We start from the raw sequence: 14,811 nt of genomic DNA on the forward strand, positions 1-14,811 counted from the left end.
CCGGGAGGCCGGCCAATCCGCGAGCGTGAGCGGTCTAGGCGGGATCGATGCGCAGCACCGGCGCCGATTCGCCGACGGTGAGGTCGTCGACGATGCGGATGCCGCGGGCGAGGTCGTCGACCGCACCGATGACGGTTCCGAACCGTTCGCGGTCGCTGCACACGGCTGTGACGGTCACGAGGTGCGTGCCGAGATCCCACGTGTACGTGGCGAACGGCGGGCGACCGCCCGGCGGAAGCGGCATGGCGAGCTTCTCGCCCACTCCGAGGTAGGTGCCGCGGAACTCCTCGGTGTCGTCGTACTCGATCGGCATCGAGGCTCGCGCGATGCGGATCTCGGGGGTCGCCGCCTGCACCTGGGCCATCACCACCAGCAGGTCGGGCTCGGCCTTCCAGACCCAGACGAGCACCCGCCCCGCCGCCTTGCGCATCAGGAAGGGCACGGCCTGGCTCATCGCCCACGCGCTGAATCCGCCACCGCGCTTCACGGGCTCGACGCTCGGTCCCTTCGCCTGCGCCAGCAGCATGCCGATCGCCTGCTTGCGGGCGCGACGGCCGCGGAATCCGAGGGAGTCGGTGACGGGCACCCACTTGGAGCGGTCGGGTTCTGCGTGGAGTCGGGGCACGCTCTCAGCCTAGGAGGGACTCCTGTGCGGTGGGCGAGCGTTGGCGTCCGCCCGGGTGGTGCCGGGCCGGGGTCCGCCGACGCGTCGTTCAGACTGGGCGCACGAGCCGCGCAGCGTGCGGTCAGGCCCTGCCCGGTGGCGCTGGGCGGGCGGCAACCCATGCGTCGCGCGAGGCGGGCGCCACGAACAGCACCGCGCGCGCGGTCAGGCCGCCCGACCGTCGCGCAGCTCGAATCGCGCCCGGCCGCCGAGCCGCGGCAGTTGATCGGGGTCGATGTGCGGTGGCGGAATGAACCACACCTCGCTCGGGCCCGCGTCGATCCTCCACCCGTCGCGGTGCACGCGGTGGTGGCAGAAGCTGCAGAGCATCACCCCGTTCGAGAGGTCGGTCGGGCCGGCATCTCGCTCCCACCAGCGGATGTGATGGGCCTCGACGTAGGAGATGTTCTGGCCGCACGAGGCGCAGCCGCCGTCGCGCTCGCCGAGGGCGAGGCGCTGCGCCTTGGTGAAGAGCCGGGCCGCCCTACCGAGGTCGAGCGGGAGGCTCTCGCCGCCGAGCACAGCGGGGATGACCTCGGCGTCGGCGGCCATGCGGCGCACGGTCGACGCCGGGACGGGCTGGTCGAGCCCGTCGATGTTGGCGTGCCCGAGGCCGCTCACGAGCGTGTCGAGGTCGACGCGCACGACGACCGTGGTCTTCGCGAGGGGCGTGAGGGTCTGGGTGCAGCCGAGTGTGTGGCGCGCGAGCGCGGCGAGTGCGTCGGCCTGGATCTGCGGGATCGAGCGGTCGTCGTCGACGACGGGCGCGTGGTCGCCGTCGACCGGCCGACGTCGGCGCAGCGCATCGCTCACGAGCGCCTCGATCGCGGCCTTGACCGGCGCGGCGCTCTCTGGGTCGAGCCGGGCCTGCAGGTGCACCATGCCGTGGCGGTCTTCGCGCATCGTCAACGAGCGCTCGGTGCGGAGTTCGTCGTCGCGGGGTTCGACGCCGTCGGGGTCGAGCCTCGCCTCGGCCTCGCGGACTCCGCGCAGGAGGGTCTCGAGCGGAACCTGCGCCGCCAGCTCGACGAGCGCCGCTTCGACGACATTGATTCGAGAGGCGTCGGCCCTCGCCCACGCCCGGTCGAGCATCGAGGTGATCGCGGATGCCGCGTCGAGACCGATCGCCGCCGTCGCGAGCGCAGCCGCCACGTGCGGATGCCTCGAGGGCGCCCGCTCGCCGCTGAAGGTGTGCCGCTCGGCGGTGGCGGTGCCCACCGCGATCAGCCGCTGCGCGTCGGTGCGCGATGCCCCGGTGGATGCCGCGATGAGCCGGGTCGGATTGTGGAACCCCTGCGCCTTCGCGAGCCCGGTCTCGCCGAACTCGGGCCCGGAGCGGCGCGCGACCTCGGCGGCGACCCGGGCGAGCACGGCGTCGATGTCGCGCCGCGTCTTCGCGAGGGCGTCGGTGACCCGGATGAGACCCGGGTCGCTCATCTGCTCGAGGTCGAACTGCGTCGAGCCGAAGCTCGCGCCCCACGCCGGCATCGCGCCGGTCCACGCCTCACGGAGACTCGCCACCTCGCGCTCGAGGGCGGCCAGCGCGTGCAGCGCGGCCTGCGCCGCGGGTGCGGTGTGCCCGGGTGGCGAGGTCTCTTCCATGGTTCAATCCTGTACCCACCCACTGACATTCGAAATCGCTTGAAATCAGTGATGATCTGGGATTCTGCCTGTGGATAATCGACGTACACGTGGCCCTGTGGAGGAGAAGTCGCGCGCCGTGGCATCCATCATTCGGCGTTGCACGCCGATTGCCGGGTGCGAGCGTCACTCGGACTCCGAGGCTGGTCAGGAGCGGCATCCGCCCGCTTCGGAGGCGAGTCGGCGATGATCGCATTCTTCGCCGCTCATCGGGTGCTCCCAGCCGTGGTGCCGGGCGAAGTCGCGTTGGTCACGTAACCGAAGGAAGAAAGGGTGTAGGCGAAGGTTCCGTACGCCTCCGTCGGCACCTCGACGGTGAAGACTCCGTCGGGGTGGTCCAGGCCGTCGTAGAAGTCCCCGTAGACGAGCAGCGCCTCGGCCACGAGTCGCTCGGCAGCGCGTCGTTCCTCATCATTGGCGAAGCGGTATCGGGAGGTGCCGGCCTGCTCAGCGGCGATCGGGCTCGTGCCGAAGCCAGAGACGCGACCGACGAAGCGCTTGCCGGCTTCGGCGGCGACGGGCTCGAGCTCGTATTCGAACGGGATCACCCGCTCGCCCCACACGAGCTTCATCAGCCGGATCGCTTCGTACGCGCGCATGCCGAGGGGTACGAGCGCGGCATCTCGTTCTCGATCGACGACACGGCGCTTCCGAGGCCGCTCGGGATCCGGTTCGATCACGAACACAGGGCGCTTCTCCATTCAATCGTCGACGATGACGGCAGCGAGCATCGCCACCGTCGCTTCAAGCGAAGGGTCCGGGTCAGTCGAAGCGGAGACGTCGGCTTCACGTGCGGGGAGTACGAATCAGGGCGACGAGCCCGCGTGACCTGTCACGATGTGCCGGCATGGGCCGGGGGCGAGGGGGCCTCGGCTCTCGATGTGGACGCTCGTGGCCGAGCGTCTCGCCGAGTCGACCACCGGCGTCGCGCAGGAAGCAACTCGGGAGCCGGTGCCTCCGCTCGCGACCGAACGCGGTGAGCGCGGGCCGATGCGGATCGAATGGAAGGTCAGTTCGCCGGTGGCTTCGGTGGCGTCGCCGACTCAGGAGGCGGGATCAATGCGTAGTGCGGCAGCTTGAGCGCAGTCAGCCCGAAGGGCCTCATGGGGCTGCAAGATGGGTGATGTGGCGAATCCGATTCCGCGCCCGCTGAGCAGTCGTGAGCGTGCCTTCCTCGACGCGCTCGTCGAGCCCGAGTTCCCCGGCGCAGTCGAACTCCGTCGGCAGGCGGCAGCCGTTGAGGTCAGTGGTGGCTGTGCCTGTGGGTGCGCCTCGGTCGACTTCGTGCTTCCCGCTGCCCGACCCGGGATGCGGATCATCACCGAGGCGATCCACCGCGACGGGACCGGGGAGGTCATTCTCTTCACACGTCACGCCCACACCGGCCAGGAGGTGCTCGCCGGTATCGAGTGCTTCTGGTACGAGGGCGACAGCATGACGCAGCTGCCCCCGCCCAGCGAGTTCGAGATCAGGGCGTACGATCCCGATCGCCGCGGCGTTCGCGACTGATCTCGAGACGGCTAGTCGTCGCTACATCATCGACTGCAGCAGCTGCGTGGCCTTCTGGTTGTCGCTCGTCGCGAGCACGACCCGGTTTCGGGATGCCACGTAGACGAGCGAGATGTTGATGCCGGCCTCGGCGAGGGCGCGAGCCATCCCACCGAACACGCCCGGCGTGTCGAGTTCGGGCTCGGGCAGCGCCGGACTGACGATGACGTCGGTCTCGGCATCGACCGTGATGCCGGCGCACTCGAGCGCCGCCCTGGCGCCCGCGACGTCTTCGACGAGGATGTGGACGGCGCCCCGACCGCGCTCCATGAGCGCGCAGAGGCCCTCGATGTTGACGCCCGCGTTGCCGAGCGCCTCGCCGAGTCGAGCCCCCTCGCCGGGCTGATCCTCGAGGGTGACCAAGAGATCCTTCGCCATGACGGCACCTCCTTCTCGGGCTGCCTCAGGTCTACGCCGGTCGGCGGGGGGAGTCAACGGCAGGCCTACCCGTTTGGGTGGCGCGACCTCGATGTCGTCGGTGGGTGGTCAGTCGTGGGCTTGTCGCGCGATCGGTCATAGAGATGCATTAGATGTTGAGCTAATTCGTCGTTCGTACCTGCCGCTATCGGTCCGGAGTACCTTCTGATCGCGCGAGCGTATAAGGAGCAGCAAGCGCGTCCTCAATCTTCTTTCGCAGCGCCTGCAACGTCCGTCGGCCGGAAGCGCTGAGAGGCAACGAGGCGCCCCTAGCAGCCAGCTTGATGCAGATGATCTTGTGGCTCGCTCCGCGAGGCATTGCAAGATGGTCCTTGCAGTAGTCATCAACCGCGCGAGCAATGGAGCTCGATGCACTGAGACTGCTCCTGACTATCCGTGCCTTGCCCATCTCGCTTAGCCACTCATCGACGGCGTCGAGGTAGGCGTTGCGGTCGACAAGATCCTCGATCGCTTTGGACCTTGGGAGTTGGAGGATGTGTGTCTTTGGGACGCCCTCGCTGAGTAGTTGCCTTCGCTTGACATCACCGCTCGCATCGCCGTCTACGAGGAATGTGGTGATAAGAGCAACCGACCCGAGTGCTGTCGGTGCCGACATGTTGGACAGGCCGAAGGCAACTTGGAAGTCGAGTTCGCGCCCACCGGTTGCGTTGCGAAGGAGAGTCGGCAGGAGAACCATCTCGCTCACACCTTCAGCAAGCACTGCTCGTCTGAACGCGGAGAACGCTGCGACCTCCGCGCCCATCGCGAAAAGCAGTCTGGAGAATCCCGGTTCTGCGTCTGTCCAGAAGTTGTTCTCAAGGGTGCTCCTCGTCCGGTCCGCCCTGTCGGGCTGCACCACACGGATGTTCGTACCGAGGTCGAGCGGAAGACAGCCCGGAGAGTGAGTTGTATAAAGCACCTTCGAGACTTGCAAGTCGTTCGTCAGAACCCGCACGAGGTCCGCTTGTGCGTCGTAATGAAGGTTTCGTTCGGCTTCGTCGATCATCAAGATGGGAGGGGTCTCAAGGTCAGCCGCAAGTAGAAAGCACACTAGAGCCAGGAAGGCGCGCAGGCCGTCGCTGCGCTCCGCGATCGGTGTGACGATTAGGTCCGGGCTATCAAGTTCATTGATATTGAATTCGAGCATCCCATTGCGATTGATCACGGTTTCGAGAGTCAGCCGGGATTGAGTCCATGCGGGCTCAACACGCGAACGGAGGTGCTCATTGAGTTTCCGTTCGAGGGTTCGAAGAGAAGAAACATCTCCTGATTGAACAACGTCCCAAACAGCGTGCGGGGTGGAGCCAGCAACTCGGAGCGCGTTTACAAGTGGCGCTGGAGGCTGGCTAAGCAACGTCGGATCCGCGAGGTTGTATTCGGGCTCAAGGATTCGATCTTCGTCGCCGAAGAGAATGAACTGCGGCATATTCCTCAGTAAGAGCTGCCGAATCGCGGCGCTCGGATCTGGCTTTCGCGCTGCTACCAACGCGATCCCGACCGCATGGATGGTGCTCGCCAGTTTCTGACTTGCCTGCTTCATGTTCAACACCGAAGTGCCGGAGGAGTTGTGCCAATCGCGTATGGTCACGAAAGCGACTTCGAGTTGATCGACCCGCTCGTCCGTCCAAGGGGAGGTCGACTGGAGTTCGGTCTCGATTCGGTCGAGCATCGCGACGACGCTGTTAAGCATGGCTTGATCGTCGACACTCTCGGGGCGACGTTGGAAGAACGACAGCGTGCTACGCGTGGTGGCGAGCGCTCGATCGAATGGGGCCGACCGTCGCGTCAGAGTGTTCGCGAGGCCTGTACGGAGTGTGCCATTGGCGGTCTTCGATACACGGAACTCGGGTACCAAGTTGAGGGAGATTTTCTCCGCCGCGTCGATGTCGAGCTTCTCGATTGCGGCGATGTCTGAAGTCTCAACTCGAAAGACGGCGCGGACGACGGCATCCTTCTCGCCAGGAGCTGATCCTCGATTGAGGTAGGCGGCGGGGAGCACACCATTGGGCGTCGAAAGCCACGATAGGCCCTGCAGCACTGACGACTTCCCGGCCTCGTTTGGACCGATGAAGGCGATTGTGCGCCCGTCGACGTTGCATTGTGCCGATTGAAGGCGCTTATAGCCCTTGAACTCGATACGGGTCAGTCGCATGGGATTCTCCACGTCCGGAGCGAGTCTCGAGTCGGCCAGTTGGATGAATCGATGAGGCGGAGGGCGGTGAGTTCAGGATGCAACTTGTTCGGCGCCTTCCGGAGACTCAGTGGCAAACGGCGGATGCCCCGGAATAATCGAGGCAGCCGGAGCAAAGATCTCGATGAGATCGTTTGGGCTGTGCTCCGCCCATTGGGTCAAGAACGCACGTGCGACGGTGGTGCCAGATGTGAACTCGAGATCCTCGCCGATCTGCTCGAACAGCACGTGAGGATCATGATTCGTTCGTAGTCGTTCGCGTACGACTTCCTTGACTCGGTTGCCGTCGGAGAACTGCAGATTGAGGTTCAGCGCGAGCCTCGGGGCAAGTTCATCCAAACGGTCGGCTACGAAATGAGCCACGAAGAGTTCCGGATCCGAGGAGCCGGGAAAACACACTACATACTTCTCAGGTTCTGTATCGTGCCGTTTGTCTCCGTCGAGTATCGCCATCGCTCCAAACGTGATTGCCGGGTTTTCGTTGTGCGTGATGGCGAGTTTCTTCGCAGTGCCCGCGCCTGAAACAGCGTGGATGGCAACGCCCAGCATGCTCACGCCATGAGTCCTTGAGTACTGCCTGAGCGCGGCCAGCGCCATCTCTTCTCCGAACTCATCCTCAACGAAGATCGCGAGACTGGCATCTACCTCGCCGGTGAGAGTTCTGAGTGCGTTGACGTCTAGTTTTCCTTGGATTAGTTCGCCGTTGCCGCACGCCCATACCGCTTCATCGGGCAAAGGGAGGAGTGCGTCGTTTGAGTGGGTCGTGAAGACAATCTGACATGACTTGCGTCGGGCGACCTCGATCAGGTATTCGACGAGTCGCCGTGTGGCGACCGGGTGAAGTCCGTTCTCGATCTCTTCGATGAGAATCAGAGAATTGTCCGAGCTCATCTCAATGTCGCTGACGATACGGATGACGCTGGCCTCGCCTGCGCCGAAATGAAACTCCGAATAGGCATCCCCGCCCTTCACCCTTGCAGCGAAAAGTTGCTTGTCGCCACCCTTTGTTCCATCTACGAGGAGATACTTCTCAGCTTCCTTGCCGAGAATCCGTTCGACTGCCTTGATCGTGTCTGCACTGAGCAGGGTCTCTCCATAGCCGGTGAATGAACCTCCGATGAAGGCAGTCAGATCCTTGCGTTCAGTGGCGGGAATCGTTCGAGAAATACCGAACACGAGAGCCTCGCGTTCGACTGCATCACGATTCCATTTGGCAGTTCGGTAACTCGCAGTTCGACGAATCGGCGCGGCCTTCTCCAACAGTTCATACTCGATCTTCCAGTCGACCATGCTTGCGTCGTACTTGCCGCTCTTTGCAAAAAACTGTCGCGGCTTGATGTTCTTGTTGATCAGAGCAGCGGCGCCCAAGACAGTGGACTTTCCTCCGCCATTCGGCCCGACGAGAGCGGTGACCGGGAAGTCGAATCGGATGCTCGCATTCCGATACGCACGCAGATGAACCAAGTTCATCGCCAACAGGTAGGTGTCATACCCTCGCCGGTTTACGCGGCGAAGAAGGTCCTGTTTCTCGCTCTCGCGAATCTCACTGTGCTCGTGCATCCCCAATGCCATCCAGTCAGCGTACTGGGACGCACTCGCCGTCTTCAGGCATCCGATGACCCTCTTTTGGGGGCCCAAGGTTGCGAGGGAATACTACTTCCACGACTGCGTTGAACTTGAGCGAACCACACTCAACTTCAACCAGGAGGCCAGGTGCCCAACGACTTCAACGAGGCCGGCGCAAGCTCGTTCGACGAGTTCCTTGCCCGATACCTCGCGGGTGAGCAGGCGCGACAGGCGCGGTCGATCGACCTCAGCCGGTTCCTTACCGCGCGCACCCAATCGATCCTTCAGCAGGCTGGGCGCTTCGCCCTCGAGCGCGGGCAGACCGAGCTCGACGCCCTGCACATCCTGCGCGTGATCGTCGAAGACGAGAGCGTGCAGCAGGCGATCCGCCGCGTCGGGGCGAGCCCCGAGCGCATCATCACGGCGACCGAGGCGCGGTTGCCCGCGGCATCCGATATCGCCGATATCAATGCTGCGACGATCACACCGTCGGCCTCCCGTGCGCTGTTCCACAGCTACCAAGTGGCGCGGTCGTCGGGGGCGACGTACATCGATCCTGAGCACCTCTTCTTCGCGCTGGTGCTGGGGCAGGATGCGCCTGCGGGGCAGGTGCTGGCGCGGGCTGGGGTTACTGCTGAGGCGCTGACGCAGGGGATGCGGGAGCATGACGGGGAGACGGGTTTCGAGACGCGTCCTCCTTCGTCGGACGCTCCTCAACCCACTCAGAGTGAGACGCCGATGCTCGACAAGTTCGGGATGGACCTCACCGAGCGCGCCGCGAACGGCGAGCTCGACCCCGTGATCGGCCGTACCGACGAGATCGAGCAGACCATCGAGATCCTGTCGCGCCGCACGAAGAACAACCCCGTGCTCGTCGGCGAGGCGGGCGTCGGCAAGACGGCGATCGTCGAGGGCCTCGCCCGCGCGATCGTCGAGGAGAACGTGCCCGAGGCCCTGCTCGGCAAGCGCGTCATCGCGCTCGACCTGCCCGGCATGCTCGCCGGCACCCGCTACCGCGGCGACTTCGAAGAGCGCCTCACGAAGACGATGGAGGAGATCGCCGACCACAAGGGCGACCTCATCGTGTTCATCGACGAGGTGCACACCGTCGTCGGCGCCGGTGGCGCGGGCGAGGGCGGCATGGACGCCGGCAACATCCTGAAGCCGCGCCTCGCGCGGGGCGAGCTGCACCTCGTGGGCGCGACCACCCTCAACGAGTACCGCAAGATCGAGAAGGACCCGGCGCTCGAGCGCCGCTTCCAGCCCGTGCGCGTCGGCGAGCCGTCGATCGAAGACGCCGTGCTCATCCTGCAGGGGCTCAAGCCCGCGTACGAAGGCCACCACGGCGTCGAGTACACGGATGCCGCGATCCGCGCCGCCGTCGAGCTCAGCGACCGCTACCTCAGCGACCGTGTGCTGCCCGACAAGGCGATCGACCTCATCGACCAGGCCGGCGCGCGCCTGCGGCTGCGCCTCGGCGTGAAGGTGGATGTCTCCGCGATGCAGTCGCGACTCGGCGAGCTCGAGGCGGAGAAGAACGCCGCCGTGCGCACCGAGCACTACGAGGAGGCGTCGCGCCTGCGCGACGAGATCTCGAAGGTGCAGGCGAAGCTCGACGAGGTCACCGAGCAGGGTCGCGCCGCGGTGTCCGACGCCACCGTCATCGACGAGGCCGAGATCGCCGCGGTGATCTCGCGGGCCACCGGCATCCCGGTGAACCGCCTCACCGAGACCGAGCGCGAGCGCCTCGCCGACCTCGAGGGCGAGCTGCACGAGCGCGTGATCGGGCAGGACGACGCGGTCACCGCGGTCGCCAAGGCCGTGCGTCGCAACCGCACCGGCATGGGCGACTCACGTCGGCCGGTCGGCTCGTTCCTGTTCCTCGGGCCGACGGGTGTCGGCAAGACCGAGCTCGCGAAGGCCCTCGCCGACCGCCTGTTCGACGACGAGACCGCCGTGATCCGCTTCGACATGAGCGAGTTCGGCGAGCGGCACACCGTGTCGCGACTCGTCGGCGCCCCTCCCGGATACGTCGGCTACGACGAGGCCGGCCAGCTCACCGAGCGCGTGCGGCGCAACCCGTACTCGATCGTGCTGTTCGACGAGATCGAGAAGGCGCACCCCGACGTGTTCAACCTGCTGCTGCAGGTGCTCGACGACGGACGCCTCACCGACGGCCAGGGCCGCACGGTCGACTTCCGCAACACGGTCGTCGTGATGACCTCGAACCTCGGCAGCGAGTTCCTCGCGTCGCGGTCGGGTGCGCTCGGCTTCGTCGCCGGCGCGGATGCCTCGGGCTTCAGCTCGGCCGACGACGTGCGCCAGCGCGTCATGGGCAAGGTGCGCGAGGCCATGCGGCCCGAGTTCCTGAACCGCATCGACGAGATCGTGCTGTTCCAGAAGCTCGACCAGCCGCAGCTCGCCTCGATCGTTCGCCTGATGCTCGGTGCGACCGCGCGTCGCCTCGCGTCGCGTGAGGTCGGCTTCGAGGCCACGGATGCCGCGGTCGCGCTGCTCGCCGAACGGGGCTACGAGCCCGAGTACGGTGCACGGCCCCTGCGCCGGGTCATCCAGCGCGAGGTCGACGACCGCATCAGCGACCTGTTCGTCTCCGGCGCCCTCGGCGACGGGGGAGCGGTGCACGTCGACGCCCGCGACGGCGAGTTCGTCGTCGCGGCGGCGGGTGTGGTGCCGCTCGCGGCGTAACCGTATCGGCCGGTCGAGTAGCGACGAAGGAGCGTATCGAGACCTCGTGAGGGGCTCGATACGCTTCGCTCCTCGACCGGCCGCGACTCCAGGAGCAGAAGCTAGGCCGAGTCGGCGTCGGAGAGGTCCTCGATCGCGCACGGACTCGTCCCGTCGAAGAGCACCCCGATCCCGTACGGGTCCGCGATCTCGAGCCGTGACTCCGCGAACCGGAGCATCCAGCTGCCATCAGCCCAGATCACCGCCTCGGGTTCACCGAACGGCGGTTCAGCGCCATGCGGAGCCAGGAGCTCGACGTCGCTCAGCCTGTATTCCGGTTCACCGAGTCGCTGCTGCAGATACTCGGCGGCGAGATCGGTGAACTCGTCGAAACGCGCCACCACGACAGCGGCGAGCTGCAACACGCCCTGCTCAGGCGAGGCAGCCGGCTCGATGACGATGCTCACCGATCGATCATCGTCCCCGCCTGCGGAATCGAGGGTCGCCGTCCAGCATGCGATCGAATCGGGCGAGTCGATGCGTGCGAACTCGGTTCCGGCGATGTTCAGATGGGTGGGAATGTCGGGCACCGACCCAGTCAATCACCCAATAGGCACGGCGACGCCCCACCTCGATCGAACACCCGGCCCTCGTGATCGAGGACCGGGTGTTCGCCGCGTCAGCGGCAGCGTGCGCCTCTGTGACGGAGCCGGACTACGAGGTCGTCCAGGAGCCGGCTCCTCCACCGATGCCGTTGACGGTACTGACGACGCCGGCGTGCAGAGAGCGAGCGGCTTGCCTCACTTGTCGAAGGAGTTGACGTTCACGTAGGCGGGCGTCGCGTTGACCTGGAAGCTTGCCGTGGTCTTGCGCGGAGCGCGATCGTGTTTCGCGATCGCCGTTCGCAGTTGCCGCCGGGTCCCCTCCCCGATGGCGCGGCCGAGTCGGATCCTCCTCGGATTATGCTGCCGCGCACAGTCGTAGTTCTGGGACTTGTACGAACGTCGGAGTCGCGAATCGATCAGCGGCCGTGCCGTCAGTACGGGGACTGGAGTTCTTCGGCCGGAAGCAGCGCGGTGCCCGGGCTGCACCCGAGCTCGCCGGGCTGGAGCAGGATCGCCGTAGGGCCCGCGTTCGCGGTGACGGCGCCCAAGCCTCAGGCGCGCGGGGCCAGGCGCTCCTCGTTCAGACGGCCGCGCTCGCCGCAGTCGACGTCGGAGCGGAGGCGGCATCCGGCCGCTCGTTCGAGCCGCGGATGACGAACACGACGCAACCAAGGCCCAGCAGGCCGGCCACGAGGTACAGCACCGTTGCGATCGAGGCGACGTCGCCCGCATGTCCGACGCCGGTCGCGAAGACCGAGAAGTCCCACAGGCTGTGCAGCAGCATCGCCCAGACGAGCGACCCGGTCGTGCGGCGCAGGATGTAGAACACGGTGCCGCCGAGGAACGCCGCACCGACCTGGGGCAGTGTGGCCTCGACCGACGCGCCGAGCAGCACGTTGACGAAGTGCATGAGCGCGAAGAGCGCGGTGGTGATGAACCAGACCCAGCCCTCGCCGAGCCGGCCCCGCAGGGCGGTGAGCAGCAGGCCGCGGTTCACGAGCTCCTCCGTGAAGCCCACGAGCAGCAGCGCGAGCGACGCCCCGAAGAATGCAAAGGAGTATGCGCTCCAATCGGTGCCCGCGAGGTTCATCACCGCCGCGATCGCCGCCAGGATCGGCACGAAGATCGGCCAGCGGTGCCGGCTCGGCGTACGGTCGAACATCGCGGGACGCCACCAGCCGAGCAGGGTCGTCGTGATCGCGAGCAGCGCCGTCGCGATGATCAGCGAGATGCCGCCGCCGAAGAAGAGGTTGCCAGCGCTGTCGCCCCAGGTGTCGTACCGGATGCCGCTCGCGGACTGGATCGCGAAGATGATCGCGACGTAGGCGAGCCAGATCGCCAGGCCGATCCAGATGCGAGGGCGGACCTTCAACTGGTCTGCGGCGTTCGCGGTCATGGGCTTCCTCTCGAGGGGTCGAGGCGACGGGGCGTCGAGTCGACCGTATCGCGCGTGCCGTTTCAGGACGCTCGGCGTGCGGGTGCAGCGGCCGCCGCACGAACAATCACGGCCGACGGGCCGGGCAGCGCGCGACGAACTCACTCAGGCGAGTGCTCGCTCAACTCCGCGAGGCGGGCCGCCCCCGGCCCCGAGTGGGTCTTCACGCGATCGATGATGTCGTCGAGCACGGCCGAGCGCGGGGCATCCCGTGGGATGCGCGCCGGATTGATCGCGACCGTCGACGCCCAGGAGGAGATGTCGCGTTCAGCCCCGAACGATCCCGCGTTGCGGGTGCCAACTGCCGTCATCCGCGCCCACGACGCCATCGAGTCGGGGTAGGGCGACGGCGGGCAGAGCCGGTTCTTCTCGTCGTCGTCGGAACGCGTGGCCTCGACGTAGCCGGCGATCGCCGCACCGAAGCAGGGGAACCCCGCCCGGATCGGCTGGAGCGTCATCGCGCCGGGCGACCAGACCGGCACGAGCGGGCGGTAGACGAGGCCCTCGCCGGCGCAGTGCACCACGAGCGCGTCGGAAGGGATCGTGATCGAGCCGTCGTCGAAGTGGATGCTTCCGCGTTCCGCGCGCCGGAGGTGCCCGAGGCGCACGACGTGCTCGATCGTGCGCAGCAGCTCGAGCTCCCACAGCGCGAGCGTGGGAGCCTTCGCCATCGTGGGCGTCACCGAACGGTCGACCCGCAGCATGATGCCCGCGTCCTCCATCCGCAGGAACAGGTCGTCGAGCGTGCTCGCCGCCTCGGCGGCCTCCATCATGTCGGCGACGAAACCGAGGAACACCTCGGGCACGGGCTGCACGACGGCGCGGTTCAGCATCCACGGGTCGCGGGGTCGCACCCACGTGATCGCGTCGGGGGCGACGCCGCGCCCCAGCAGCCAGACGCACGCATCGGTCGCGGTCTTGCCCGACCCCACGATCACGTAGCGGCTCGGCGGCTCGTCGAGGTGCGCGAGTTCGTTGACCGGCACGACCCGCGCGCCGTCGCCGACCTCGAAGGGCGGCGGCACCTCGGCCGGCACCCGCGGAGCGAGGTAATGCGCGTCGACGACGCGGCAGCGATCGGGCACCGCGAAACGCTCGCCCGAGACCCGCGAGACGAACGTATGGTCGCCGAGGTGCTCGCAGCCGGCGAAGAACTCGACCCGGCCCGACTCGAGCAGGCGCTCGGCGAGGATCCGCTCGTAGTACGCGCAGATCTCCGACTTCGTCGCCCGCTCCTGCAGCCCCGCCTCGGGCCCGCGGTGCTGCACGCGACCGCCGCCGAGCAGCGTCGACGCGACGCCGTAGAGCGCCGAGGCCTGGTGCAGGCGCACGAAGGGATAGGCCTCGAGCCAGTGCCCGCCGACGCTGTGACGTCGGTCGACGAGCGCCACCCGCGCGTCGGGCGCGTGGTCGACGAGGGCGTCGACGAAGGCCATCCCCATGGCGCCGGCGCCGACCACGAGGTAGTCGGCCTCGACCGGGGTGGACATGCGACCCTCCCGGCTACCCGACCTTGTCGGCGTGCCGGTGCACGACCCGCCAGCCGTCGTCGCCCCGCCGGTAGACCTGGGTGGCGCGCAGCGTGAAGGTGCGCGGCTGGCCGTCGACCGACCCCGCGACGCGTTCGTAGCCCACGGTGTACGCCATCTCGCCGCCGACGTCGAACGAGACGAGGTCGAACGCGTAGTCGGTGCAGTCCGAGAAGCTCGTCGCGAGCTCTTCGAACGCCTCGATCAGCTCGGCGCGATTCGTCGCGTTGCGCCAGGCGCCGAGCACGCTCACGGGTTCATCCTCGGCCCAGATCGCGCGCCGGGGCCCGTCGTCGCCGTTGAACATCGCCCGCTCGGCCCGCACGAAGTCCTCGTGCAGCCAAATCAAGAAATCCTCACGATCGCTCATGGTCTCAGGATCCTCCGGTCTGCGGCCCGGCACAACGAGCAGCGCGCCCGCGTGTCGGTGGTCAGCCGCGACCCCCGTTCTCGGGGCTAGCGGATGGTGCCCCACGGGGGCGAGTATCGGCCCTAGTTCCGCATCGAGCCCGACGATCGCGGATGGACGG

Annotated in this window: 12 protein-coding genes; 2 read left to right on the plus strand and 10 right to left on the minus strand. The window is 66.9% G+C overall.

Annotated features, from left to right (window positions below; translation table 11 throughout):
- Positions 1-34: 34 nt before the first annotated feature.
- The 3 genes from ACWGPE_RS10395 to ACWGPE_RS10405 form a co-directional block, all read right to left on the minus strand.
- The gene (locus tag ACWGPE_RS10395) at positions 35-625 is read right to left on the minus strand and encodes a hypothetical protein (protein WP_452048650.1); all 591 of its coding nucleotides are present in this window, start codon (positions 623-625) and stop codon (positions 35-37) included.
- Positions 626-829: 204 nt separating this feature from the next.
- The gene (locus ACWGPE_RS10400) at positions 830-2,266 is read right to left on the minus strand and encodes a DUF222 domain-containing protein (RefSeq protein ID WP_452048651.1); all 1,437 of its coding nucleotides are present in this window, start codon (positions 2,264-2,266) and stop codon (positions 830-832) included.
- A gap of 245 nt (positions 2,267-2,511) precedes the next feature.
- Positions 2,512-2,904, minus strand: a complete 393-nt coding sequence (locus ACWGPE_RS10405) for a hypothetical protein (RefSeq protein ID WP_452048652.1) — start codon at positions 2,902-2,904, stop codon at positions 2,512-2,514.
- 517 nt (positions 2,905-3,421) lie between these two features.
- Here ACWGPE_RS10405 and ACWGPE_RS10410 point away from each other — a divergent pair.
- Positions 3,422-3,814 carry a hypothetical protein gene (locus ACWGPE_RS10410; RefSeq protein ID WP_452048653.1) on the plus strand — a complete coding sequence of 131 codons (393 nt, stop codon included), beginning with the start codon at positions 3,422-3,424 and terminating at the stop codon, positions 3,812-3,814.
- A gap of 21 nt (positions 3,815-3,835) precedes the next feature.
- Here the strand turns inward: ACWGPE_RS10410 and ACWGPE_RS10415 are convergent, their stop codons facing one another.
- From ACWGPE_RS10415 to ACWGPE_RS10425, 3 genes are all read right to left on the minus strand, one after another.
- A complete protein-coding gene (locus ACWGPE_RS10415) occupies positions 3,836-4,231 on the minus strand; it encodes a hypothetical protein (protein ID WP_452048654.1) in 396 nt (131 codons plus the stop codon).
- A 184-nt stretch (positions 4,232-4,415) separates the two neighbouring features.
- On the minus strand, positions 4,416-6,422 hold the full coding sequence (locus ACWGPE_RS10420; RefSeq protein ID WP_452048655.1) for an AAA family ATPase: 2,007 nt from the start codon (positions 6,420-6,422) through the stop codon (positions 4,416-4,418).
- Between the two features lie 72 nt (positions 6,423-6,494).
- Positions 6,495-8,033 carry an ATP-dependent nuclease gene (locus tag ACWGPE_RS10425; RefSeq protein ID WP_452048656.1) on the minus strand — a complete coding sequence of 513 codons (1,539 nt, stop codon included), beginning with the start codon at positions 8,031-8,033 and terminating at the stop codon, positions 6,495-6,497.
- 141 nt (positions 8,034-8,174) lie between these two features.
- On the opposite strand from ACWGPE_RS10425, the gene ACWGPE_RS10430 reads away from it, so the two are divergent.
- Positions 8,175-10,733, plus strand: a complete 2,559-nt coding sequence (locus ACWGPE_RS10430; protein ID WP_452048657.1) for an ATP-dependent Clp protease ATP-binding subunit — start codon at positions 8,175-8,177, stop codon at positions 10,731-10,733.
- 101 nt (positions 10,734-10,834) lie between these two features.
- Here the strand turns inward: ACWGPE_RS10430 and ACWGPE_RS10435 are convergent, their stop codons facing one another.
- The 4 genes from ACWGPE_RS10435 to ACWGPE_RS10450 all read right to left on the minus strand — a co-directional run bounded on the left by ACWGPE_RS10435 (position 10,835) and on the right by ACWGPE_RS10450 (position 14,651).
- Positions 10,835-11,179 carry a hypothetical protein gene (locus tag ACWGPE_RS10435; RefSeq protein WP_452048658.1) on the minus strand — a complete coding sequence of 115 codons (345 nt, stop codon included), beginning with the start codon at positions 11,177-11,179 and terminating at the stop codon, positions 10,835-10,837.
- 718 nt (positions 11,180-11,897) lie between these two features.
- A complete protein-coding gene (locus ACWGPE_RS10440) occupies positions 11,898-12,713 on the minus strand; it encodes a CPBP family intramembrane glutamic endopeptidase (RefSeq protein ID WP_452048659.1) in 816 nt (271 codons plus the stop codon).
- Positions 12,714-12,853: 140 nt separating this feature from the next.
- Positions 12,854-14,242 carry an NAD(P)-binding protein gene (locus ACWGPE_RS10445; protein WP_275506382.1) on the minus strand — a complete coding sequence of 463 codons (1,389 nt, stop codon included), beginning with the start codon at positions 14,240-14,242 and terminating at the stop codon, positions 12,854-12,856.
- Positions 14,243-14,255: 13 nt separating this feature from the next.
- Entirely contained in the window at positions 14,256-14,651 is a 396-nt protein-coding gene (locus tag ACWGPE_RS10450; RefSeq protein ID WP_231431906.1) for a YybH family protein, read from the minus strand.
- Positions 14,652-14,811 lie beyond the last annotated feature (160 nt).

Source organism: Agromyces sp. NPDC055658, from assembly GCF_053618155.1.